This window comes from Solibacillus sp. R5-41 (genome assembly GCF_002736105.1).
Taxonomy (GTDB): Bacteria; Bacillota; Bacilli; order Bacillales_A; family Planococcaceae; genus Solibacillus.
The window spans coordinates 1179363-1201257 of the sequence record NZ_CP024123.1 but is presented as its reverse complement, the minus strand read 5'-3'; the positions used below and the strand labels follow the sequence as shown (position 1 = coordinate 1201257).

General features: G+C 35.0%; 22 protein-coding genes and 1 pseudogene. 12 read left to right on the top strand and 11 right to left on the bottom strand.

Annotated elements, in window-relative coordinates; genetic code table 11:
* Nucleotide 1: 1 nt before the first annotated feature.
* Nucleotides 2-2056: a ferrous iron transport protein B gene (feoB, locus tag CSE16_RS05545; RefSeq protein WP_099422981.1), complete on the top strand. Its 2055-nt coding sequence runs from the start codon at nt 2-4 to the stop codon at nt 2054-2056.
* A gap of 352 nt (nt 2057-2408) precedes the next feature.
* Here feoB and CSE16_RS22015 read toward each other — a convergent pair whose 3' ends face one another.
* The 3 genes from CSE16_RS22015 to CSE16_RS05535 form a co-directional block, all read right to left on the bottom strand.
* Nucleotides 2409-2543 carry a hypothetical protein gene (locus CSE16_RS22015; protein WP_256376309.1) on the bottom strand — a complete coding sequence of 45 codons (135 nt, stop codon included), beginning with the start codon at nt 2541-2543 and terminating at the stop codon, nt 2409-2411.
* A gap of 44 nt (nt 2544-2587) precedes the next feature.
* A complete protein-coding gene (locus CSE16_RS05540; protein ID WP_099422980.1) occupies nt 2588-2824 on the bottom strand; it encodes a hypothetical protein in 237 nt (78 codons plus the stop codon).
* 222 nt (nt 2825-3046) lie between these two features.
* Nucleotides 3047-3571, bottom strand: coding sequence for a P-loop nucleotide/nucleoside kinase family protein (locus CSE16_RS05535; protein ID WP_099422979.1), 525 nt, complete (start codon nt 3569-3571; stop codon nt 3047-3049).
* Between the two features lie 297 nt (nt 3572-3868).
* On the opposite strand from CSE16_RS05535, the gene CSE16_RS05530 reads away from it, so the two are divergent.
* Together CSE16_RS05530 and CSE16_RS05525 are read left to right on the top strand one after the other, a co-directional pair.
* Nucleotides 3869-4258, top strand: coding sequence for a hypothetical protein (locus tag CSE16_RS05530; RefSeq protein ID WP_099422978.1), 390 nt, complete (start codon nt 3869-3871; stop codon nt 4256-4258).
* A gap of 42 nt (nt 4259-4300) precedes the next feature.
* Entirely contained in the window at nt 4301-4618 is a 318-nt protein-coding gene (locus CSE16_RS05525) for an acyl-CoA dehydrogenase (RefSeq protein WP_099422977.1), read from the top strand.
* A 56-nt stretch (nt 4619-4674) separates the two neighbouring features.
* Here the strand turns inward: CSE16_RS05525 and CSE16_RS22010 are convergent, their stop codons facing one another.
* Nucleotides 4675-4800: a hypothetical protein gene (locus CSE16_RS22010; RefSeq protein WP_256376308.1), complete on the bottom strand. Its 126-nt coding sequence runs from the start codon at nt 4798-4800 to the stop codon at nt 4675-4677.
* A gap of 147 nt (nt 4801-4947) precedes the next feature.
* Between CSE16_RS22010 and CSE16_RS05520 the strand changes: the two genes are divergently transcribed.
* From CSE16_RS05520 to CSE16_RS05510, 3 genes are all read left to right on the top strand, one after another.
* The gene (locus tag CSE16_RS05520; RefSeq protein ID WP_157764754.1) at nt 4948-6336 is read left to right on the top strand and encodes an HD domain-containing protein; all 1389 of its coding nucleotides are present in this window, start codon (nt 4948-4950) and stop codon (nt 6334-6336) included.
* Between the two features lie 92 nt (nt 6337-6428).
* Complete coding sequence (locus tag CSE16_RS05515) at nt 6429-6959, top strand: GNAT family N-acetyltransferase (RefSeq protein WP_253896174.1); 531 nt, start codon at nt 6429-6431, stop codon at nt 6957-6959.
* Nucleotides 6960-7075: 116 nt separating this feature from the next.
* The gene (locus CSE16_RS05510; RefSeq protein ID WP_099422975.1) at nt 7076-7966 is read left to right on the top strand and encodes a hypothetical protein; all 891 of its coding nucleotides are present in this window, start codon (nt 7076-7078) and stop codon (nt 7964-7966) included.
* A gap of 95 nt (nt 7967-8061) precedes the next feature.
* Here the strand turns inward: CSE16_RS05510 and CSE16_RS05505 are convergent, their stop codons facing one another.
* The 3 genes from CSE16_RS05505 to CSE16_RS05495 all read right to left on the bottom strand — a co-directional run bounded on the left by CSE16_RS05505 (nt 8062) and on the right by CSE16_RS05495 (nt 11707).
* Complete coding sequence (locus CSE16_RS05505) at nt 8062-9123, bottom strand: hemolysin family protein (protein WP_099422974.1); 1062 nt, start codon at nt 9121-9123, stop codon at nt 8062-8064.
* 43 nt (nt 9124-9166) lie between these two features.
* A complete protein-coding gene (locus tag CSE16_RS05500) occupies nt 9167-10483 on the bottom strand; it encodes a hemolysin family protein (protein ID WP_099422973.1) in 1317 nt (438 codons plus the stop codon).
* 660 nt (nt 10484-11143) lie between these two features.
* Complete coding sequence (locus CSE16_RS05495; RefSeq protein ID WP_099425758.1) at nt 11144-11707, bottom strand: YitT family protein; 564 nt, start codon at nt 11705-11707, stop codon at nt 11144-11146.
* A 764-nt stretch (nt 11708-12471) separates the two neighbouring features.
* Here CSE16_RS05495 and CSE16_RS05490 point away from each other — a divergent pair.
* Together CSE16_RS05490 and CSE16_RS05485 are read left to right on the top strand one after the other, a co-directional pair.
* Entirely contained in the window at nt 12472-13242 is a 771-nt protein-coding gene (locus CSE16_RS05490; protein ID WP_099422972.1) for a glucose 1-dehydrogenase, read from the top strand.
* Between the two features lie 129 nt (nt 13243-13371).
* Nucleotides 13372-13488, top strand: a pseudogene (locus CSE16_RS05485) (SAM-dependent methyltransferase); the annotation flags it as partial.
* 182 nt (nt 13489-13670) lie between these two features.
* Here the strand turns inward: CSE16_RS05485 and CSE16_RS05480 are convergent.
* The 3 genes from CSE16_RS05480 to CSE16_RS05470 all read right to left on the bottom strand — a co-directional run bounded on the left by CSE16_RS05480 (nt 13671) and on the right by CSE16_RS05470 (nt 15407).
* Complete coding sequence (locus CSE16_RS05480; RefSeq protein WP_099422971.1) at nt 13671-14099, bottom strand: iron ABC transporter substrate-binding protein; 429 nt, start codon at nt 14097-14099, stop codon at nt 13671-13673.
* Nucleotides 14100-14152: 53 nt separating this feature from the next.
* On the bottom strand, nt 14153-14854 hold the full coding sequence (locus CSE16_RS05475; RefSeq protein ID WP_099422970.1) for a tetratricopeptide repeat protein: 702 nt from the start codon (nt 14852-14854) through the stop codon (nt 14153-14155).
* 226 nt (nt 14855-15080) lie between these two features.
* Nucleotides 15081-15407, bottom strand: coding sequence for a heme oxygenase (locus CSE16_RS05470; RefSeq protein WP_099422969.1), 327 nt, complete (start codon nt 15405-15407; stop codon nt 15081-15083).
* A gap of 242 nt (nt 15408-15649) precedes the next feature.
* On the opposite strand from CSE16_RS05470, the gene CSE16_RS05465 reads away from it, so the two are divergent.
* The 4 genes from CSE16_RS05465 (at nt 15650) to CSE16_RS05450 (ending at nt 20630) form a co-directional block, all read left to right on the top strand.
* Nucleotides 15650-17095, top strand: a complete 1446-nt coding sequence (locus CSE16_RS05465) for a bifunctional metallophosphatase/5'-nucleotidase (protein WP_099422968.1) — start codon at nt 15650-15652, stop codon at nt 17093-17095.
* Between the two features lie 130 nt (nt 17096-17225).
* On the top strand, nt 17226-17753 hold the full coding sequence (locus tag CSE16_RS05460; protein ID WP_172954356.1) for an NfeD family membrane protein: 528 nt from the start codon (nt 17226-17228) through the stop codon (nt 17751-17753).
* A gap of 24 nt (nt 17754-17777) precedes the next feature.
* Nucleotides 17778-19301 carry a flotillin lipid rafts scaffold protein FloT gene (locus tag CSE16_RS05455; protein WP_099422967.1) on the top strand — a complete coding sequence of 508 codons (1524 nt, stop codon included), beginning with the start codon at nt 17778-17780 and terminating at the stop codon, nt 19299-19301.
* 504 nt (nt 19302-19805) lie between these two features.
* Nucleotides 19806-20630 (top strand): pentapeptide repeat-containing protein, encoded by an 825-nt coding sequence (locus CSE16_RS05450; RefSeq protein WP_099422966.1) that lies wholly within the window; start codon nt 19806-19808, stop codon nt 20628-20630.
* A gap of 50 nt (nt 20631-20680) precedes the next feature.
* Here the strand turns inward: CSE16_RS05450 and CSE16_RS05445 are convergent, their stop codons facing one another.
* Nucleotides 20681-21751, bottom strand: a complete 1071-nt coding sequence (locus CSE16_RS05445; protein ID WP_099422965.1) for a branched-chain amino acid aminotransferase — start codon at nt 21749-21751, stop codon at nt 20681-20683.
* Nucleotides 21752-21895 lie beyond the last annotated feature (144 nt).

Sequence of the window (21895 nt, the reverse complement as noted above, 5' to 3'; positions counted from 1 at the left end):
TATGAAAGATACAAATTTTCAAATTGCTTTAGCTGGAAATCCGAATACCGGGAAAAGCACTTTATTTAATGCACTCACGGGGTTAAATCAGCATACAGGAAACTGGCCTGGGAAGACGGTTGAACAAGCTGTTGGCTCATTCACCTATGAAAATCAAGAATTCACATTGATTGATTTACCTGGAACATATTCACTCTATTCCAATTCGACAGATGAAGAAGTTGCAAGAGATTATATTATTTTTGATAAACCAGATGTGACATTAGTTGTTATAGACGCAACGAGCATTACAAGAAATTTAAATTTAGCATTACAAGTGTTAGAAATGACTTCAAATGTATTAATCTGTTTAAATTTAATTGATGAAGCTGAAAAGAAAGATATAAAAGTTGATGATAAACTTTTATCGAAAAAGTTGGGCGTACCTGTTGTGAAAATCTCAGCTCGCAATAAAGTGGGCTTAGACGAACTTCGAAAGACAATTTGCCAAATGGTAGCAGGAAAAATACACACCAATGCATTTACTATTCCATATTCACAAGAAATTGAATATAAAATCGCAGAGATAGAGCCTTCTGTGAAATTGTTGGTTGGAGATTCCTATCCATCTCGCTGGATTGCGCTTCGTTTACTGGATTATGATGAGGTTTTTCTTAACACTCTGACTACTAAAGTTGAAGACTATGAAAGTTTGCAACAGATTGCAGATCAAGCAAAAGCTAACACATCTACTAATTTACGAGAAAATTTAGTTGCTAGTATATATAAACAAACACATGAGATTGCAAATAAAGTGATGTTGACAAATAATCGTTCTGATTTTAAAACAGAGAAGATTGATAAAATATTAACTTCTAAATTATGGGGTTTTCCAATAATGTTTGTCTTGCTCGGAGTTGTCCTATGGCTAACGATTGCTGGAGCTAATGTCCCTTCTTCAATGCTTGCCAACCTTTTTAATGCGATAGAAGGACAATTGACGATTTGGTTTAATTACATGAATGCACCTGAGTGGTTACACGGATTGTTAGTCTTAGGACTATTTAGAGGAACAGGGTGGGTTGTGAGCGTAATGCTTCCTCCGATGGCCATTTTCTTCCCTATGTTTGCGTTACTTGAAAACTATGGATACTTACCTCGTGTTGCCTTCAACATGGATCGGCTTTTTAAATCAGCTGGTGCACATGGCAAACAGTCTTTAACAATGGCAATGGGTTTTGGCTGTAATGCTGCAGCTATTATGAGTACTAGAATAATAGAGTCACCTCGCGAGAGAATGCTAGCTATATTAACGAATAATTTTATTCCATGTAACGGTCGTTGGCCAACACTTATCTTACTAGCTTCCCTATTTATGGCAGCTAACTATACAGGTATTAAAGCTACTTTTTTCACAGCCGGCATATTAATAGGGTTCGTACTTTTTGGAGTTGCCGTAACATTAATCGTTTCGTGGGTATTATCGAAAACAGCATTAAGAGGGATCCCTACTCATTATACGTTAGAACTACCGCCATATCGTCGACCAAAATATATGAATACAATTCTTCGATCTAGTATCGATAAAACGTGGCTCGTTTTATATAGAGCAGTAGTTGTTGCAGCTCCTGCAGCAGTTTTAACGTGGGTATTAGCTAATATCAATATTGGTGATACGAGTATTCTTATGCATTTCGTTCAATTCCTAGATCCATTTGCACAGTTGCTTGGTTTAGATGGATTTATTTTAGCAGCCTTTATCATCGGCTTACCTGCGAATGAAATAGTAATTCCGGTCCTATTAATGGCTTATTTAGCAACAGGCTCTTTAACCGAAGTCACTGAAATGTCGGAGTTAAAACAAATTTTACTGGATCAAGGATGGACTTGGTTAACCGCTTTAAATATGATGCTATTTTCATTATTGCATTATCCTTGTGGTACAACATTAGTAAATATCTACAAAGAAACAAAGAGTAAAAAATGGACGTTCGTGGCCTTTGCGATTCCAACTGGTATAGCAATTTTCGTAACCTTTACGATTGCTACAATTACAAAGTTTTTTGGTTGGGTGTAATCGTGAAATTAGCACATTGTGAAAGTAAAAATCTTCTACGTATGTTATTGTGTGGGTTTAGTAGTGAATATATGAAGGCATGCTTAAATATTTAATAAATGGAAGAGGTTTAGCGGTAGTCTTTCTCGAAGAAACTACCGTCCTTTCTACTTTAAATGAACATTTATCAATTCAAAATTTATCGTATCATAAAAATGCCCTTACCCGCGTGGATTTCTTCTGTCATCCGTCTGGCTCATAATTACTGCCAATATGCGACAGAATGCATAAATCTTTAATAACAGCAAAAAATAAATGCCCCAGAAGTATTTATATTTTACTCCTGGAGCACTTAGTTTCGTACCAATTTTATTTACTTCTTAGGTTTTTGAACATTATTATGAATTACTGCGTTAAATTCTGCTGAATATTCCTCACGATTGCTGTTGGTCTTCGGTTTATCGTCTTTCTTTTTCTTCTTAAAGCTTGTTTTACCTTTCTTTGCCATTACTTGTCCACCTCCATAATTTATTAATCAAAAGATACATTTGACTATTTATTTTTATTGGATTGTTGGTTCTTGTCATGGTTGGTTTTATTGTTTGTATTTTTTGCTTTTGCATCAAATTCTGCAGAAAATTCTTCGTTTAGGTTGTCATTTGGGTTATTGTTATTACTATTGCTGTCGTCAAGGTCCATACTTTTGTAAGTACCAAAAGGGTTATGCGTTCTTGCATTCATTGTCTTATTGCTGTTTCGGTTGTTTTTATTAGTGTTTCTATTCCCCATGGATGTTCACCTCCTATAAAGTAATGTGCGCAAGATAGGAGGAATTATTCTTTTGGTATGTTTCAAAACCTATTCTGGATTCTGACAAAGTGTGGAATTTTGAAGCTCTTTGCATTTAGTGCGGCAGGCGGCGGATTCTTATAAAATTTTGTTTCTGTATCTTTAGGTGATGTACTAGGAAATTCGATTTATAATACAGTGGGAACTGTGTAGGATAAAAAATCAATTATTAATATAATCCATTACATCTTCTATATAGGATTCCAATGGTTGACCTGTATTCAAAATGAAATAGTTACTATTGGAGGGCTTTTTGCTACTTTGAAGAGTAGATTGAAAAGCAGCTTCTAATTTTATCTCAGCTATTTGACTAATCATCCTTTCTCGATTTTTTAATCTATAATTTATTTCTATGAAATCATCAAGAAAACACTCAATATATTTATACTTCACATTATATTTAGAGGATAGTTTCATTCCCTTATCAACCATTTCCTCATATAAACATGGGCTATCAAGTATTACACTTTGCCCTAGCGATAAATGAAAGTCTACTAAGGAGAAATCAATGTTATATGATATTTTCCCAGCAAGTTTCCCATCAATCGCACCTTCATCAATAGAATTTAATAATGCTGACTTAACAATATCGTGGTCAATAATAATACATCCCGTTCTTTTAGCAATCTCACGTGAAAGAGTAGATTTCCCAGAACCAGGAAAACCAGACATTTGAATAAAAAACATGTTTTAACCCCCACTTCAATAAGTTATACATTTTCTCACAAAAATACAAAATTACACTAATTATTATCTATTTTACTTCATTAAGAGCATTCATCAATAATAGTTTTCTGCCCATAAAATCAAAAATACTTACTGGCACAGGTTTCTGTGGTTTACCGTCCGACTGTCTCAAAAATACTACATATATTTCAGTCATTAATACGGATTTCCCATTCTATCCAAATTAGCCTAGTTTGTTTATAATAAATTATTTATTGAAACTATGGTAAAATACAAGATATAGAAATGGAGAAATTTATGAAGAAACTAATTTACACAATCCTCATAATTACTTTCACAGGTTTATTAGGTCAATTTATTTGGAAGATAGAAACCGAAGATCCAATTACAAGTGGTGAAATTCATGCCCTTATAGAGCAAGGTGAAACCCAAATTGATTTAACAAAACTAACCGATTTGGAATGGACTGATGTAAGGGCATTTGGACCGTATACAACAGATGAAATGATTGAAGATTCAATGGGCGTAAAATTTTTATTTGGCGGAATTGACGTCATGGAAACCAATTTCTTATTGGTATTTGCGAATGATAAAAAAGTAGTTAAAACAGTTTCTATTTCTAGAAAATATGGAGACTATTCAATAAAGGATAATAAATTTTTGATTGTGGAAAACGTTAATAATTAATCATTAGAATCCTTTGAAATTTTATAAAATAAGGAGCACACTATGGAAACGACTTTTACGTACGAAAAATTTGAGGTCGATGGTATTTTAACATTACTCGATCCACTCTATATACTCGCTTTATTGTTCTCGGCATTGCTACTCATTGCCGTTTTGCGCTTCACCGTAAACCCAAAAATAATGCTTTTTGTCAGTGTATTTACCATTTTACTCATGGCACAAATTCATATTATCGGAGGCATTTTAGCAGATGAGCTTAACTTAGGGGACTCCAGCAAGAATTTTTATTTTTTAATCGCGATTGTTATCGTGCAGGTGGGCATAATAATCATTTCGTATACGAAAAGTAAGAAAAAATAATCGACCGGGTATCAACTTACGCATTTTAAATAGCGGGTTGATGCCCTTTTTTATGACTATTCTTGAAAACTATACCCCTTTTCATCTATTAAATACTCCTCTACCAGTTTTTCTAATTTCATTTTTTGAATTTCCAAATAGCGAAATGGCACAATAATAATGGTTAACAATACTGATAACACAAATAATTACCTACCTATAGAAATCATCCCCTTTCTCAAAAAATCCCCTTCACATCATCTTATTTACAATTTAATACAATTGGTATACATTTAAATTTCAAAATATCAAAATATTGGAAAATCGAGGTGGGATTGTTGATTAACGAAGTGAAGGATGCAATTATTCAAAAGTGCAATTATTTAACCGAAGCTGAAGTAATACAATTACAATCTGCAATGGCATTCTCAGAAAAAGCACATCAAGGTCAAACAAGAGCAACTGGAGAGCCATATATTATTCATCCACTTGAAGTATGCTTGATGTTATCAGAGTATCACGCAGACATAACTTCTTTAATAAGTGCTTTACTCCATGATGTAGTGGAGGATACCCACGTTTCTTTGAATGAAATTAAAGAATATTATGGTTCGCATGTGAGTTTCATCGTGGATGGATTAACAAAGTTTGAAAAAGGCTCATTTGAAAATGAAGAATACAAAGCCATAAATACGGAAAAACTCCTTTCCACTGCTTTACTTGATATTCGTGTCGCAGTAATTAAACTTGCAGATCGATTGCATAATATGAGAACTCTTGCTATTAAAAGAATTGAAAAGACAATTCCGTACGCCAATGAAACGTTACTATTTTTTTCTCCACTTGCCGAAAAGGTTGGATTATATAAGTTGCAGGAGGAATTAGAAGATTTAGGTTTCAGCTACTTAAACTCTCATCGATATACGCAATATAAAAAGATAATGGAAGAATACACTTTAATTTTCACTGATATTTCCCATAAAATTACCGATGATTTACAATTGAAAGACTTAAACAATGATATTATTCATGTTGAATGGAGAAAAACACCTCTCTATAAATCTTACATTTTATTAAGCGAGGGACAAGAATTTTCAGATCTTTTCACTATTCACATAACAACCAAAACAACACTTAAATGCTATTCTGTTCTGGGAATTATCCATTCCTTATTTGAACATGTGCCTCATAAGCTTATTGACCATATAGCAATAGAAAAGCATCCATTTATTAAATATTTGGAAACGAAAGTTAGAATAAACCAGCTTAATATTCGTGTAGTGATTCATGATGAAGCAACTAGTAACTTTTATAAACATGGTGTTTTTGAATATTTAGATGAAATCCAAATACAATATCTAAGTGAATCGTTATTAAGTAACTCCATTCATTCTATACAATCTATCGCACCTAATTCTGTTGCATTTTGTGATCTAATTTCATTTGAATTATTTCAAAAGGAGATAACAGTGTTCACACCGAATTTGGATTCAATCACACTTCCAGAAAACTCAAACATTATCGATTTTGCATTTGCATTTAACCCTTCACTGGCAAATAGAATGGCTTTTGCAAAAGTGAATGGTGAAGTTACATCTCTCCAAACAATACTACAAGATATGGATATTGTTGAAATCCATACGAATAAGCAGGTAATGGTGACCACTAAATGGTTAATCGGTGTAAAAACATCCAAGGCAATTAAAGAAATAATGCAAATTATTGATGCAAACAAGTAAATAGTAGCCAAATTGCTTTTTCGGAATGAAATGCTTTGCAGATTAGATTTCAACAGTAGTCACACTTCAATTTAAAAAGCGGGGTTTTCTTTTTGACGTTAAAAATACAATTGTTTAATTCTGAGGTAGCGGAACTAATGGAATTACTAAGTATGAATGAATGGCAATTTCACTCAAATCCTCAAATAAAAGCAGCCACTATTAAGAAATCAATTGAAAATGGTTATTATTCAGATGGTCGTGAAACTTTTTGGATAGTTGATAATAAACAAAAAGTAGGTGTAATCATAATTGATGACATTGATGATACCATTCCGTTGATTGATATTCGTTTGACCTCGAATCAACGCGGCAAAGGGATCGGTGTTAAGGCGCTGCAATGGTTACAAGAATATTTATTTGGGGTTAGAGGGAAGATTCGCATAGAGGGATATACTAGAGCTGATAATTTAGCAATGAGAAAATGTTTTTCGAACGCAGGTTTTGTAAAAGAAGGATACTTACGAAATGCTTGGGAAAATGAAGATGGCACACTATTTGATAGCGTATTGTATGCAGCCATTTTTGAAGACTGGAAAAATAACGTGGATACACAAACTAAAATAAATGATTTACCCTATTAATTTTGATACTTCCAGTTGCAAAACAACAGCAACTATACGACGAATTATATTAATACTTTCGCTGATCAACTCGCACTCTACCAGCTAGATGAGCAATTATAAACGGAGGATTATTAATGAACATTAAACCGACAGCAGATGTATTAACTTCTTGGATTAACAGTTATGTACCTGAGAGAGATTTCTTTTTTTTATCTTTAGACGGAATGAAAAAAGGGTTGGATTTTTCAGATGTACTCATTATGCCGATTGAAGAGTTTTACAATCACAATACATATGGACAGATTACCTTTTTAAATAGCTATGAATATTGGAATATTAAAAATGCACAGTATGTCGTAATTGCAGAAAGTAAATGGATAGAACAGCTATCAGAGTTAGAACGCGCATTCATTCTAAACGAACAAATACGATGTGAACGAGGATTAGTATTACCCGCTTCCTTTATCCAAGATATTTCGCAAATCCCACCAAGCTATGTGCATAATAATCAGGTTGTTTTACAACGTAGAATGTGGGAAAAATTAAGTAGATTATGTAAAGAACAGTTACTTACATCGATGGTTTACGAATGGTGGGATATAGGAGCATGTGAAGATATCCCCAATTTCTTACCGGACTTTCTAAAACCGTTTGCAAATAAATTTGGTGTTCATCAAGGCGCCAATTGTTTAGCGGCAGTGTTATTTGCAATTTCTGAAGGAAAACAACAATGGTTTATTAATGAATGGGTCCATCAGCATACATTTATAGAAAAGTTAAATTACTATCAATATGAAAAAGTATGCACTGAAAATTTACAGGAAGGCGATGTCGTTGTATGGATTGACGAAACGGATGTCATTCAACATGCAGCCTACCATATTGGACAAAATTTATTTTTTAATAAACATGGTCAAACGATATTTAATCCATGGAAATTATTAGCTAGAGAACAACTGGAAAACGAATGGATAGCATTAAAACAGGTTGTTTATAGACGTCATCATTGCAAAAGTAGCACGTGATGGTTTCATTTCTCACACATATCCCTCAGCATTTTAATATTTTTTTCTAGAAAAAGAAAGACACTTAAACAGATTGTACTGTTTAAGTGCCTTTTTCACGATGTCGTGAAGACGATATCTCCATCATCTTGAATTTCCCCAACGATTTCCGATAAAATATCTTCCATTGTCACAAGTCCGATGATGGCACCTTTGCCATCTGTTACTACGCCCATGTGTTTATGCGATTGCTGCATTTTTAAGAAAACCTCTTTAATTGCTGTTGAATGTTTAAAGCGTAGGATGTCATGAATAAAAGCTGTACGATCATTCGAACGACCCACAGCAATATCCGTTAACATTTCCTTCGTGTTAATAAATCCAATCACATCATTCTTCTTTTTCGTAACATCAATGACGGGATATCGTGTATATTCAAATTCTTCGATTACGGCTATCATTTGCTCAAGTGTTTGTTGCTTCTCTAGCATCACCATCTTTGAGCGTGGAATCATAATATCCTTTAATTGACGTGAATCAAAGGCAAAGATATTTTCTAAATAGGCAAGCTCCGTTTGATTAATTTCGCCGCCTTCATAGCTTTGCGTCACAATCAACTTTAGTTCCTCTTCAGAATATACCTCATCATGTCCCGCGGGCTTTACACCAAACCCTTTTAATAAAAGTTGCGCTGAACCATTTAACACTGCAATAAAAGGCTTTGACACTTGTCCGAACCAATAGAGTGGAGGCGCTAATAGAAGTGTCATTTTATCTGCATATTGTATTGCTAATGTTTTTGGCATTAATTCGCCAAGTACTACGTGTAAAAACGTGACTACCGATAGCGCAATCGCATAAGACAATGCTGTAGAAACTGTTTCACCTAAATTTAAATAATCAAAAACAGGTGCTAATATTTTCTCAACTGTCGGCTCACCAAGCGCACCTAGAATAAGCGCTGTAACTGTAATTCCTAATTGACATGCTGATAAGTAATAGTCAAGATTCTGTGTTACTTTCTTTGCAATAATTGCCTTTTTATTTCCTTCAGATATAAGCTGGTCAATTCGTGACATACGTACTTTTAAAATCGCAAACTCTGCACCTACAAAAAATGCAGTTAGTAAAATAAATAATGCGATTAATGCTAAGTTTAAAATAATTGTTCCGTCCAATAGATTCCCTTAGTTAAAGGGATTCACCTCCATTAATAATCCGTTATTGTTTAAGAAAATTTTGCTTAAAGACTACTTCTTTAATATGATAGTTGTCCACTTCACCAATAACCCATACATGATTACCGTGTTGTATTTCGACACCTTGAATTACTTCTGATTCAATTGCTAAACCTGATTGAAGTGCCCAACCACCAATTGTATCAATTCCTTCACTATCCTCGAATTCGAGACCGAAGCGATCTTCTAAATCTTCTAACATTACACGGCTATTAATCGTATATTCATTTTCGCCTGTCTTTCGGATTTCATCCACTTCGTCCGCATCAAATTCATCACGAATTTCACCCACAAGCTCCTCTAAAATATCCTCCATTGTTAAAATACCAGCAGTCCCGCCATACTCATCAATAACGACCGCGATATGCACACGTTCTTCTTGCATTTTTAACAATGCATTTTGTATTGAAGTTTGTTCAAATACAAATGGTATAGTGCGGACAAAATCTGTCAAATTCACATGACGATTCGTTACTATGCGGCTTAGTAATTTATTTGCGTTAACAAAGCCAATAATTTTATCTTTATCATTTTCTTCAACAACTGGATAACGGGTATAATTATGTTCATCTAAAATCGAGACAATTTGTTTTGTTTCCATATTTTGATCAATTGCAATAATTTCTCTACGTGGAACCATTATATCTTTTACAACGTGCTCATCAAATGTAAACACATTTTCCATGTATTCTAATTCTTGCTTATCAATTTCCCCGCCCTGGAAGCTTTGTGCCATAATTATTTTCAATTCTTCTTCCGAGTAAGCTTGGTCTTCACTAGCTGACTTTACACCAACTGCACGTAACAAAAAGCGAGATGTACCGTTTAATGCTTTAATAAACGGATACATTACTTTTCCAAAATAGTAAAGTGACGGTGCTAAAAGTAATGTCGTTTTTTCGGAAAACTGAATTGCTAATGTTTTTGGTGCCATTTCTCCAATTACCACATGTAGATAACTTACTACAGCAAGTGCTATACCATAAGATAAAATATTCATAACTGTATCTGGGGTATTTAACCATTCAAATACTGGATACATTAATTGTTTGATATACGGTTTTGTAAATGCACCTAAACCAATTGCTGTGATGGTAATACCTAATTGACAAGCTGATAAATAATAATCAAGATCACTTACTACTTTCTTAGCAATGACCGCTTTCTTATTGCCTTCATCAATAAGTTGATCAATCCTTGATTTACGAATTTTAACGACTGCAAACTCAGCTGCTACAAAAAATGCTGTCAGTCCTAAGAAGATAATTAATAAAATGATATTTAATATATTCGAGTCCAATATGTTCCCTCACATTGAGGGATTCACCTCCGTTTTTTCCTCATAAAATATTGCTTTTGATAGTCCAAAAAAAATCACATATAATATATACGAAAACCAGTACGTGATGGTTTCATGCAAATCAAATATTATCACCTATCTTTAGTATTTATCACAAAGGTGACCAACCTTAACCAATAATGACGCGCTCTTTTGAGTGATGTTATTGCCATTTATTTCCCCTTCGACTAATTGAATAAAGGAATGAAATTAAACCTACACGCAATATAAACATCAGAAACATTGGATAATAATTTTCCCTAAGAATGATAATTCATTCGTAGAAGAATGCGATTGCCAAAGCATAGTAAATTATCATAAAAGTCGTAACAGTGTGATTGATTTAGAAACTATTTTTTAAAATTCAACTATTTACCTGCTCTCGTTTAAAGAATCCCTCTATTATGAAAATAGAGGGATGTTGACTACTCGTTATAAAAATGCAATAAAGGCTAAAAAATGATCCATTGTGATAGCTTCCCAATTTATTACGAGTGATAAGCATAAAGATTCCATCATATTTGGTACACTTTAATCTATTAACAACATGTGAATATTCGATATCAAGCCCTGTATACTCAAAACGATGTTTTAAAAGAAGTCTATATTAGCTGGGAGATCCTATCTTGTAATATAACTCGTAGTTATACCAACAAAAAGTAAAGTTATTATAGAAAGATAAAACGTCTCGGAAGATAATAATATACCACCCCATATAATAACAATTGAATCCATGAGTAAGATAAATATCCCTGCATTTATACCCGTCTTATCACATAAAAACTGGGCAATAAAATCTGTACCTCCAGTACTTGTCTTATTTTTCAACATTAATCCAATTCCAATCCCTACAAAGATGCCGCCTAGAATAGAGCTATATATTGCTTCAATTTCAACTAGATTATTAACAGGTGTTAGTAAATCAATGAAAAAAGAAGAAATAATCATGCCATGTAAACTATTATAGAAATAATTTCTATATTTAAACCATGCGAATATAAAGATCGGAATACTTAATATGATAATTGTTAGTCCAGTATTTAAACCCCATATGTAATTTATTATTAATCCGATACCAACTGTACCTCCATCTAATATCTTATGTGGTACTAAAAATAAATTTATACCTAAAGATAGAAAGATACTGCCTATAATTAGTGCAAAACCTTTTTTTAGAAAGTACAGGTGGATCACCTCTTAATACAGACTTTTTTTAATGATACTTATACAAAACAAATATACTGTTAATTCCCAATGATAAATATATGTTCATTATTCAGTTTAAAGAAGAAAATCAGTTTCAATTTTTTTTATTTTTAGTTGTAATTATCTCGAAACATCGAAAACTAATACTATTTTGCATAGGAATGATTCATTGAAATACTAGGGAGATAATTATTTAATTCAATCTTGAATCGTTAAAAATAATCGCGTAAACCCCTTAAAAATCCATTTACACTTACCCGCACGAATTTTTACGACTATCTGTTTGAATGCCTTCCCTATCCATCACTCGTATCTTTCTATCCGTTTTCCCCATAAACATCGCCAACATTGTAACTATTTGTTGGGCATTTCCATCTTCGCATGTAGACGTAATCCTATAACCAATTAAATAATAGTCAAAAACTACTCAATATAGAGCCCTTTCCTCTACTCTGATAACTTGATGCTAAAAATACGAGTCTCCCCCACGGAATGATTTGATTGATTCAACAATAAAATTAATCGATCTTTCAGAAAATTACAACCGAATACTAATATAATAATTTATTTTCATAAACGAGGACATGGTTATAATCTTCTCGTCCTTAGCGACTAAAACTTCATTCTTATTCATTGACCAATCGTAAATGAATGTTGTATATTAATAATATAGTTTAATGTTAAACCATTTTAATTGAAGATATTTTTTTACAATTAAACAAATTTAGAGGAGATGACATTTTATGATGTTAATGGAAGGTAAAGCTGGTTTAGTAACAGCTGCTGGATCAGGTATTGGACGAGCTAGTGCACTAGCTTTAGCAAAAGCAGGCGCAAAAGTAATGGTATCAGACGTAAATGTAGACGGTGGTCTTGAAACAGTTAAATTGATTCAAGAAATCGGTGGCGAAGCACAATTCTTTAAATGTGATGCTAGTAAAGAAGAGGAAGTAAAAGCACTTGTTGACGAGACTGTAAACGCTTTCGGTAAGTTAGATTTCGCACACAATAATGCTGGCGTAAACTTACAACAAACTAAAATCGGTGATGCTGATTCAGCTGCATGGGATAAAACTATACAAATTAATCTATATGGTACGTTCTATTCTATTAAGCACCAAGTAAATGCCATGATGAAAAATGGTGGTGGTTCTATCGTTAACACAGCTTCTGGTGCTGGTATGGAAGGCGTTGTGAACATGGCTGCATATGTAGCATCTAAGCACGCGGTAGTTGGATTAACTAAATCTGCTGCATTAGAATACGGAAAAGAAAAAATCCGTGTAAATGCCATTGCACCAGGTTCTACTATTACACCAGCTATCGAACGTTGGGCACAGACTTCACCAGACCAATATAACGCGGTTTTAAAAGCTATGCCTTCAGGTGAAATGACTAAAGCTGAGGATCAAGGGAATGCAGTATTATTCTTATGCTCAGATTTAGCAAAACAAGTCAACGGCGTTATCTTACCTGTTGATGGTGGCTACGTAGCAGGAAAATTACCTTTATAAAAGATGTTTGTACACTCCAATACTTCCTACACTGAATTGTGTTAGAGGTGTTGGAGTTTTTTATTTATGAATATTTTTTATACAAATAGCAATTTTATAAAAGCTAATATTTTCAAAGGAGATTGATGTATGACAGAATTTTGGGAATCAAGTTTTATTGAAAATCAAATGATGTGGGGATTTGAACCTTCAGACTCCGCCATCTCGACGAAGGACTTTTTCCTTGAAAAGAAAGTTAATAGAGTATTTGGAAATCATTGAGCCACATAAAAATATGGAAAGTAAACCTCCATTTAAATTAATTATGGTCAAATGCCAAAAACAACTAAAAAACAATTGCTTAACATTTCACACGATTTGTACTATAAAATGCCGTTTCAAATTAGATGAAACGGCATTTTACTTGTTCTTTCTCATTTTCAAGTTAGTTACAGACGCTCCATAAACACCATTAATTTTTCGGATTGCTCCGTTAATTGCTGATGTACATTTTGCTGTTCTTCCTTTGTTGTGGCATCGTTAAAATTATTTAAAAGCTTTTCAATTGCTATGTAATGGTCAAACAATGTTTCGTCACCCTCAGATAAATTCCCAAAAATATCAATAAACATACTCAGCTGATATTGGAAATTATCATCCGCCATTGTTAACACCTTTTTATTAGAATCCACTTCAACTTCACCGTTTATAACCGATTTTTGAAAATCGATTAAAACTTCAAGTGAGCTTACAATTTGTTCTAAATATTGCTGTTCCTTCGCTTCACGTTTATTCCAATCACCGAATTGAATGATTAATATTAAAAATAAGATAATCGTCAAATAAATGGTGACACTTTTCCATGAAAATGGTTTCATGTGATTCCCTCTTTCCCTTCATTAATAAGCAAGTTCAAGTCATTTTACAATAATTAATTAAATAAATATTCCTTCATATTTTCAACAGTTGTATCAATTCCGTTTTTCAACGATTTTTGATCCTCTCTGCAGTATTCTGTCGCACTTTCCAAAGCAATGAGTGCACCTTCTAAAAATAGCTCCTGCTGTAAATCTTTATATAGCTGTGTTAATATAAGCGCCTTATTCCAGTACCAACGTGCATTTTCCGGATCAAGCTCAATCGCTCGTTCAATATAAATCATCGCCTCAAATGGTGACCAATTAAATCGGTTCATTGTTTGTCCTGCGATGCCATAAAATACCGCTTTATTTGGATTGTGCTTTACTGCGTGAATTAAACAATGGACACTTTCATCATAATGATGTGCCATTAAAAATAGCTGCCCTTGTACAAAAAAAGATTGGGCTTTTTGCTCCTCCTCCGCTTCTGTCGCATCCTTTTCAAGCTGCTTTATTCGAAGAGAAAATGGCTCTTCCTCTTTAATTGAACGAATTTCCTCTACTTCGTCAAATTCTCCATAGAGTTCATTACTACGCTCAACACTTTGTACCACCTTTTTTGTCACTACTGGAAACTTGTCATATTCATACTGCGCAAATAATTGAATTAATCGTTCTGCAATTTTATCTTCTTGTACATCTTTATTTTGCTTCGCCGCTTCATAGCAAGCTAAAAATTGGCCGTTATAAAATAAGTTTTCGATTTTTGACAATTCGACTCCCCCTACCGTTTACGTTAATTATTATACATGATTTATCTTCGTTCAGCTGAAAACTTCCATCTCAATAGATTGTGTGGTTGCTATATTCAGCCGATGTCGCATATTTTTTAGGGAGCTTTTCGATCATACTTAAAATGAATCTGGATAAAAGTTAGCCGAGGCGTATTTGATAGAAAAAGCCCGCTGTGACATTTTTATCACAACAGGCTTATGAGCTTTACTTTGAAACAGATGCAGCTACTTCAGCAACCACGATTTGTGAGCCAAGCATTGGAGATTCAGCTTGTTCACCATTTGTGCTAGCAGCAGGTCGTTTATGTGTTTCTTTAAACGCATCGCTTTCACGCCAAGCTTCAAAATTTTCTTTTGATGCCCAATACATGACAACACTCATTTCATCATACTCTTCAAACTGTGTAGAAACTAATACTTCGACCTTCTCAAATCCTTCAAATTGTTGTAAAGGACCTGGTTTTGCAAAGTTTGGTGCCATTTTCATTGCCATACCTTTTTTCACTTTTATACGGTTTGTTACGGTAATCATCTTGCCATCTCCCTCACAATTAAGTTCATACCTCGTTTGAAAAGCACTTTATGTAGCATCGTGCCCTTTCTTAGGCGGATGTCGAATGATGCTTATACTACGAATCCACTAAACAATTTTTATTTAATCACTTTCGTTGCACACATGCAATTAATAACTATTTGCAATTGTATTACATTAATCTCTCTCATATAAGAACACGGTATAATAACTATATGAAACTATGTATAAAGGAGTTCAAGATGAAGTTTTCAATAATTGCAACAAGTGATATTCACGGACATACAGAACGTTTTTCACAACTAGCAAAAATGATTCAAAAGGAAAAACCTGCATTATTAATTGATAATGGTGATTTTTTGCAAGGAAGTCACTTAAGCTATTACTATGAACAAGTCAAAAAAGAAACACATCCTCAAATCACCCTGGCAAATGAAATCCAATATGATGTCGCAATTTTTGGCAATCATGAATTTAATTATCCTTTGAAAGAGATCGCAAATATGAGAAAAGCTTGTCATTTCCCATGGATTGCGGCAAATATACAAGGTTTTGCACAACCTTATTTCATTAAAGAAGTTCATGGCATCCGAATTGCTGTTATTGGGGTTGTGACACAATTTGTACCACAATGGGATGAAAAGGGTTTGACAGCCTCGTTATTTTTCGAAACTGCATTAGAGAGCGCGAAAAGAACTGTACAGTATGTTCGATCACATGAAAATGTACAACTCGTTATTTTGAGTTACCACGGGGGATTTGAGCGTGATATAAATACAGGGCATCGAATTGATTTAGAAGATGGAGAAAATCAAGGCTATGAAATGCTGCAACAAATAGAAGGAATTGATATTTTCATTACGGGGCACCAGCATTTAGAAATCGCGACAACAGTAAATGGTGTTTCGGTAGTACAGCCCGGTGCAAATGCCCATTGCTTCGCTCAAATTACGGTGACAATTGAGAATGGTAAAATAACGCATAATCCTGAACTCATTTATGTGGATGATTCCATTCAACAACAATCTTTTGAACAATTTAACCATTGGAAAAACACCTGGATTGGTGACAGCGAAATCGATTTATCCTATTCCGATTTCTTCTCCCCTAGGTTCCAAAGCATTCCGTATACACAGCTCATCCATCAAATGCAGTTACATTTTACCGATGCACAGCTTTCCGTAACGGAGCTCCCCTACCATTCCACTGGTGGATTTTTTAAAAGTATCTACTTAGGTGATGTGCTCCATAATTTACCACGCACGAACTATTTAAAAGTTATTGCATTGACTGGTTCAGAAATTCGAGATGCACTGGAATTATGTGCAGCGGTGTTTGAATTGAATGATGCAAATGAAATTGATTTTAGTTCGATGATTCATTACCCCAAGCCGCATCCGTACACATATGATTGCTGGGGTGGGCTCGATTATGAATTAACCATTTCAAAAGCTGTCGGTCAACGTGTCACAAAACTGTATTATCAGGGCCGAGAAATTCAGCCAGATGATGTGTTTGAAGTAGCTATCAATAGTTACCGCGCCACAGGTTCACATCAATTTATGATGATGCAAAAACAGGCGATTCGAGAAGTCCCTACGATTATTCCTAAATTGATGATGCGTTATATTCAGGAGCAAAGCCCATTGAAAATTACGCTGACAAGCTCTTTCCAAGTTCGAAAATAGTGGATATGAAGGCGTTGTTCCGAGATGGGACAACACCTTTTTTCTTTTCTTACAATAATTTTATATTTTTTGAAACTTTTTACAATACAATCCGTAAATGTTAGTACGTACATAATAAGGGGGTGTTTACATGCTGTTTGGATTTTCAATAGAGCTAATTTATTTGACGATTTTAATCGGTATCGGCTGTCTCACGGTTGTTTATTTACTTTTCGCGGACGTAGCGGATGTCGCGATGGATGGTATGCCCTTTTTGGATCCCGCTGTTATTTTATCCTTTATCACATTAACTTCAGCTTCAGGCTATTTATTCGAACGATATTTCTCATTTTCTAGCGTCATGAATCTAATCATTTCAATCATCATTGCGTGTATCTTTACTGCACTAATTTACTTTTTTTTACTCGTTCCACTACGCTCTGCGGAAGTTTCCCTCGCCTATACAGATGAGTCATTGGAGGGGCAAGTCGGGAAAATAATTGTTCCTGTTCCACTAAACGGTTTTGGGGAAATGGTTATTGAAACCGTAAATGGCATCATTTCCAAGCGTACTGCTAGCTATCATGAAGTTGAAATTCCTTATGACACGCAAGTATTAATTATTGAAATGAAGGATGGCACGGCTTTTGTAGCGATTTATGAAAAAGAAGCATTTTAACATGAAACTAAAGGGGGATTTTCTTTGACTGGTTCATTGATTGCAATTGGAGTTGTCGCTTTTTTAATTTTATCGATCGTTATTGTTTATGTATCAAAGTACCGTACTGCAAGCCCGGATGAGGCGTTAATCGTGACGGGAAGCTATTTAGGGTCAAAAAATGTACATTCCGACGAATCAGGTAACCGAATTAAAATCATTCGCGGTGGTGGTACATTCGTATTTCCTGTGTTCCAACAAGCACAGCCATTAAGTTTACTATCTAGTAAGCTCGATGTCACAACTCCTGAAGTTTATACAGAACAAGGCGTACCCGTAATGGCAGATGGAACAGCCATTATTAAAATCGGTGGATCAATCTCTGAAATTGCCACTGCTGCTGAACAGTTTTTAGGAAAAGAAAAGCATGAGCGAGAAGGTGAAGCACGCGAAGTACTAGAAGGTCATCTGCGTTCGATTTTAGGTTCGATGACAGTGGAAGAAATTTATAAAAACCGCGATAAATTCTCTCAAGAAGTACAACGCGTCGCATCGCAAGATTTAGCGAAAATGGGCTTAATTATCGTTTCCTTTACAATTAAAGATGTCCGTGATAAAAATGGCTACTTAGAATCACTCGGAAAGCCGCGTATTGCCCAAGTAAAGCGTGATGCGGATATCGCCACTGCCGAAGCGGATAAAGAAACACGTATTAAACGCGCTCAAGCGGCTCAAGAGGCTCAACAAGCAGAACTAGCCCGTGCCACTGAAATTGCAGAGGCCGAAAAAGATAACCAATTAAAAGTTGCCGAATACCGACGCGAGCAAGATATCGCCAAAGCACGTGCTGACCAAGCATATGAACTCGAATCGGCACGAGCTAAACAGGAAGTAACCGAGCAAGAAATGCAAGTTCAAATTATTGAACGTCAAAAGCAAATTGAATTAGAGGAAAAAGAGATTTTACGTCGTGAACGTCAATATGACTCAGAAGTGAAAAAGAAAGCCGATGCGGAGCGCTATGCAGTAGAGCAACGTGCCATCGCAGAAAAGTCGAAGCTACTTGCAGAAGCAGATGCTGAAAAATACCGCATTGAAACACAAGCCCAAGCAGATGCGGAGCGTATTCGATTAGATGGTATTGCCAAAGCCGATGCAGAGCGCGCACGAGGTACAGCAGCTGCGGAAATTATCCGTCTGCGCGGTTTAGCCGAAGCCGAAGCGAAACAAAAAATTGCAGAAGCTTTCGAACAATATGGTCAAGCAGCGATTTTAGATATGGTTGTAAAAATGATGCCAGAATACGCAAAACAAATTGCAAGCCCATTAGCAAATATTGATAAAATTACAGTCGTTGATACTGGCAGCGGTGTTGGCGGTGGCGCTGGTAAAGTAACAGGCTATGCAACAGATTTAATGGCTGGTTTGCAAGAAACGTTAAAAGCATCATCAGGCATTGATATGAAGGATCTAATCGAAACGTATGTAGGAAAGGATTCATTAGGAAAAGCTCTGTCAATTCCACAACGTGAAGTTTTTTCACAAGTTGAGGAATTAGTAAAAAAATAAACCGAAGTTATTTCATTTGGATATAGCTCAAGTGCTGAAACAGCCAAAACAGGTTAAGAATAATTATTCTTAACCTGTTTTTTCGTTTTACCAGAATAGATTATTCCATTCACCGAAAACATAGGAGCTGCCCTGCCCTATAAGGAGAAATTGAGCCTAAAATGTGCAAAACAAAAAACACCAATACTGGTAATGTTGCAAATGGTGGCGTTGAAAAAGTGACTGCCATGCTAAGAATCTAATGTCCAGTTTACAAAAAAAACTCAAGGAATCTTCAGGCATTGACGTAAAAGAACTAAATGAATCGTACGTAGGAAAAACGTCGTCAAAATGAAATTTCAGAAAAATCCAATTTGTTTCTAGTTCCCTAATTGAAATATGCTTATAATAAAATAATCAGGTAGTTATTTCCACTAACTGATTACTCTTAATTTTTACGACTAGTGCTTATTTAGCGATCTTAACAAGCTCTTTCACTAGGCGTTCATTAGGGATGTGTAATTAATGTCTATTCAAGAAATGAAAAACTTACGTGCTGACTGTGGCAATTGTTTCGGTTTATGCTGTGTCGCCCTACCTTATGCTAAGTCTGCTGATTTTGCATTTAATAAGGACAGCGGGACACCTTGTAAAAATTTAAACACCGATTACCGTTGTAGTATTCATCAAAATTTAAGAAATAAAGGCTTCCGTGGCTGCACAGTATATGAATGCTTCGGTGCTGGTCAAAAGGTTTCACAACGAACGTACAAGCAAAACAGCTGGATAAATAACCCATCCACCGCAAGCGAAATGTTTAATGTATTTCCCATTATGCAACAGCTACATGAAATGCTTTACTATTTATATGAAGCTCTTAACTTGAAAGAAGCGCTGCCGTTGTATAAAGATTTGCAAAATGCTGTGGAGGAAACAGCTCAGCTCACTAATTTAAGTCCACAGTTGCTCTTACAGCTTAATATTCCGACTTATAGAGAAAGTATTAATAAATTGCTTCTCCAAACAAGTGAACGTGTTCGTGCAACTATAAAAAACAATAAAAATCCTGCTAAACAAATGAAAAGAACGGACTTTATTGGTGCTAAATTAAGAGGTACTGACCTTAGAGGAATGAATTTAAGAGGTGCTTTGCTTATAGCAGCTGACTTACGGGATTGTGATATGAGAGTCACAGATTTTATCGGTGCGGATATGCGGGACGCGAATTTAAGTGGTGCAAATCTTCTAGGCAGTATTTTTCTTACACAAGCTCAAATAAATGCTGCAAACGGCGACCGAAATACCGTATTACCACCAAACTTTAGCATACCCAAACATTGGCTCGTATAACAAAGCAAGCAGGTAGTTTTTCACTACCTGCTTGCTTCTTATTTTTACAATTATAGTTTAATCGTCCAACCAAATGGATCTTCCATTGTGCCATATTGGATGCTCGTTAATGTATCATAAAGCATTTGCGTAATTTCACCGATTTGTCCGTTATTAATTGTTAGAATTTCATCAAGCCATTTCAATTCCCCTACTGGCGAGATAACTGCTGCCGTACCTGTTCCGAATGCTTCTTCTAACGTCCCATTTCTCGCAGCTTCTACAATTTCAGCAAACGCAATTGCGCGTTCTTCGATTGGAATATTTTTTGATTTTAATACATTTATCATCGAATCACGCGTAATCCCCGATAAAATACTACCATTTAGTGCAGGTGTAACAACCTTCCCTGCAATTTTAAAGAAAATATTCATACTACCAACTTCTTCAACATACTTATTCTCTTTCCCGTCTAACCATAGCGTTTGAGCGTAACCCTGTTGACTCGCAAGTTCTGAGCCTTTTAAGCTACTTGCATAGTTACCAGCAGTTTTTGCCTCACCTGTACCGCCCACAACCGCACGTACATACTGTTGCTCCACTAAAATTTTCACAGGGTTAATGCCTTCTTTATAATAGGACCCTACTGGAGACATAATAATCATAAATTTATACTGCTTAGATGGATTTACACCTAAGTAAGGCTCTGTCGCAATAATAAATGGACGAATGTATAAAGATGTGCCAGGTGCAGTGGGAATCCAATCACGCTCAACACGAATCAGTTCCTTTAATGCTTCCAATGCAAATTCCTCGTCAATTTTAGGAATACAAAGTCTTTCATTGGAAGCATTTAAACGTTTGAAATTGCGATCTGGGCGGAATAAATGAACCTCACCTGAAGCTGTTGCATATGCTTTCAATCCTTCAAATACAGCTTGTCCATAATGAAATACCATAGAAGCTGGACTTAGCTCCAATGGCTGATATGCTGTAATTTTCGCATTATGCCAGCCCTTGCCTTCTTCATAATCCATTACAAACATATGGTCTGTAAATACTTTACCGAAGCCAAGCTGATCGTCTTCAATTTTGTCCTTTTTATTGGTTGTTAGCTCTTTTGTAATTTGATATGTCGTCATGTTCATTACTCCTTAACTAAATAATAAAATTGATACACTCTATCATACCACTTTATTTTTAGAAAATTTATAATTATTTATTATTTATTCATTTTTTTTATTAACTTAGCACAACAGCCCTTTTACTAAGGTTTCTACTATATT

Excerpts from the sequence above, each read along its gene's own strand:
- CSE16_RS05525 (WP_099422977.1), top strand. The coding sequence starts at position 4,301 with ATGGAAACGACTTTTACGTACGAAAAATTTGAGGTCGATGGTATTTTA.
- CSE16_RS05510 (WP_099422975.1), top strand. The coding sequence starts at position 7,076 with ATGAACATTAAACCGACAGCAGATGTATTAACTTCTTGGATTAACAGT.
- CSE16_RS05490 (WP_099422972.1), top strand. The coding sequence starts at position 12,472 with ATGATGTTAATGGAAGGTAAAGCTGGTTTAGTAACAGCTGCTGGATCA.
- CSE16_RS22015 (WP_256376309.1), bottom strand. The coding sequence starts at position 2,543 with ATGGCAAAGAAAGGTAAAACAAGCTTTAAGAAGAAAAAGAAAGACGAT.
- CSE16_RS05540 (WP_099422980.1), bottom strand. The coding sequence starts at position 2,824 with ATGGGGAATAGAAACACTAATAAAAACAACCGAAACAGCAATAAGACA.
- CSE16_RS05465 (WP_099422968.1), top strand. The coding sequence starts at position 15,650 with ATGAAGTTTTCAATAATTGCAACAAGTGATATTCACGGACATACAGAA.
- feoB (WP_099422981.1), top strand. The coding sequence starts at position 2 with ATGAAAGATACAAATTTTCAAATTGCTTTAGCTGGAAATCCGAATACC.
- CSE16_RS05470 (WP_099422969.1), bottom strand. The coding sequence starts at position 15,407 with ATGATTACCGTAACAAACCGTATAAAAGTGAAAAAAGGTATGGCAATG.
- CSE16_RS05445 (WP_099422965.1), bottom strand. The coding sequence starts at position 21,751 with ATGACGACATATCAAATTACAAAAGAGCTAACAACCAATAAAAAGGAC.
- CSE16_RS05460 (WP_172954356.1), top strand. The coding sequence starts at position 17,226 with ATGCTGTTTGGATTTTCAATAGAGCTAATTTATTTGACGATTTTAATC.
- CSE16_RS05480 (WP_099422971.1), bottom strand. The coding sequence starts at position 14,099 with ATGAAACCATTTTCATGGAAAAGTGTCACCATTTATTTGACGATTATC.
- CSE16_RS05450 (WP_099422966.1), top strand. The coding sequence starts at position 19,806 with ATGTCTATTCAAGAAATGAAAAACTTACGTGCTGACTGTGGCAATTGT.
- CSE16_RS05530 (WP_099422978.1), top strand. The coding sequence starts at position 3,869 with ATGAAGAAACTAATTTACACAATCCTCATAATTACTTTCACAGGTTTA.
- CSE16_RS05535 (WP_099422979.1), bottom strand. The coding sequence starts at position 3,571 with ATGTTTTTTATTCAAATGTCTGGTTTTCCTGGTTCTGGGAAATCTACT.